General features: G+C 71.1%; 1 protein-coding gene and 1 pseudogene. Both read left to right on the top strand.

Annotated features, from left to right (window positions below):
* Positions 1–102: 102 nt before the first annotated feature.
* Positions 103–1,365 (top strand): hypothetical protein, encoded by a 1,263-nt coding sequence (locus ACFTZL_RS44680; protein ID WP_382596309.1) that lies wholly within the window; start codon positions 103–105, stop codon positions 1,363–1,365.
* A pseudogene (locus tag ACFTZL_RS44675) lies at positions 1,362–1,741 on the top strand (hypothetical protein); the annotation flags it as partial. The gene ACFTZL_RS44680 and the pseudogene ACFTZL_RS44675, both read left to right, overlap by 4 nt.

Here is a 1,741-nt window from a genome sequence, read left to right as displayed (position 1 = left end):
AGGCAACGGTGACGCACCGAGGTCGCTTCGATACTATGCGTGACGATCCTACTCGTGTTCTACGTCGCCTGCGGGTCCCGTGACCCGCCGGGAGGTGCCGACATGCCCTCATCGTTCTCCGCACCCGGATTCGCCGACGAGCTGACCCCCAGTGTCCTCGGCCGCTGGAACCAGGTGGTCGAGGATGAGTTCAAACGCCTCGATCTCGATCACCCAAGCCCGTACTTCACCCTCGAACCCGGCGATCCGGACGCCCAGCGGGTGGCCGTCACCTGGTTCGGGAACCCGGCGGAGCCGGAGTTCTGCTTCGACGAGACGACCGCCCGCAAGCTCTCCGACTGGGGCATCCGCGGACGACGCGCGCTCCACAACGAGTACTGCGAGTACGCGGTCGTGACCGCCCCCGACGCGCAGGGCAACCTGCGCCCCAAGCGCGTCCAGGTGACCACCGAACTGGCCGAGTACTACCAGGTGCTCGCCGAGGACGCACCGGACCTGCTGCGTGACATCGTCACCGACACACTCGGCGGCGAACCTCCCCGCTGGGAGGAGCTCTACGGTCCCGCGGTCGCCAACCCGAAGGTGCTCAGCCCTGTACAGCGCCGGATGGCGTTCGCCCGTCAGATGACCGGCCACGGCGGACACCCCGACCTCCAGGCAGCCGGTGTCCCGGCCGCTCCCGTGGGCTCCCTCAACGCCGTCAACGCCCTCTTCATGGCCCACCCCATCAACGGGCTCGACGACCTCCTCTACATCGTGATGTTCGGCGCCAAGCCCTACGCGCGCCGCACCTCGACCGGCGTGCTGGAGGCGGCCGGACGCGACCAGATCTTCCGCCAGGATCCCGCTCTCGCCGCGCTGGCCTGCCGCAACGCCGACCCGGCCGCCGCGATGGCCGCGGCGGGCGCCGCCTTCGACGGGCGGACCGTATCCATCGCCGATCCCATCGGCATGTACATCCACGCATTCACCTCCGAGGTCTTCCAGTTCCAGGGCGGACCGGTCCCCGATCCTTGGATCCGGCTCAGCCGCGGCCGCCAAGGGCTGCACCAGCGGCTGGAGTTCGGCCCCGGGGACGCGGACCCGCACTTCCTGGACGACATCACCGTGATCGAGGGCGAGGCAGAAGACCCGCTCACCGGCGGCTATCAAGTCGTACGCCATGTCCAGGTGGGCCCCGTCGCCGCGCTGGGCGCTCCCAAGGACGTCCCGCCGGGCGACTTCGTGGTCCTGCCCGATCCGCCCGGTCCGATCCACTGCCGCGACGCGAGCGTGTGCAGCGATGTCGTACGACCGCTGAAAGAGGCGTTCGAGGCGGCCGCCGGACAACCCGCCCAGCCCGCGGGTCTCCGCGGCCGACGATGAGTACCCTCCAGGACGGGATCTACCACGCACCCGGCCGCCGCCCACCCAGACACCTCGCACTGGTGTTCCTGCGCGCCGACCCCGCGGCGGACTCCGCCGTCGTGGACGACGCGCTGCGCGAGGTGACGGGGATGCTGGGCGACCTCGCCGAAGGACGCGTCGACGAGCTGCCCGGCCACCCGGTTCCGACCGGCGATCTGGAGTTCCTCCTCGGCTTCGGCCCCAAGGCCTTCGCCATCCCCGGCGCCCGCCTCCCGAGCCCCGCCGCGCTCGGCCCGCGCTATCGCTTCCGCTCCCCGCTGCCCACCGGCGGCGGGCCCGTACTCGTCGGCGCGGGCCTCGCGTACGCCTCGGACGTCGTCCGCAACAACGCCAC

The organism is Streptomyces sp. NPDC056948, from assembly GCF_042674225.1.
In the GTDB taxonomy this organism is placed as follows: domain Bacteria; phylum Actinomycetota; class Actinomycetes; order Streptomycetales; family Streptomycetaceae; genus Streptomyces; species Streptomyces purpurascens.
This window is presented reverse-complemented; position numbering and strand designations above follow the sequence as displayed.

Bases quoted from the DNA above. Each gene is read 5' to 3' on its own strand.
- ACFTZL_RS44680 (WP_382596309.1), top strand. From the start codon at position 103: ATGCCCTCATCGTTCTCCGCACCCGGATTCGCCGACGAGCTGACCCCC.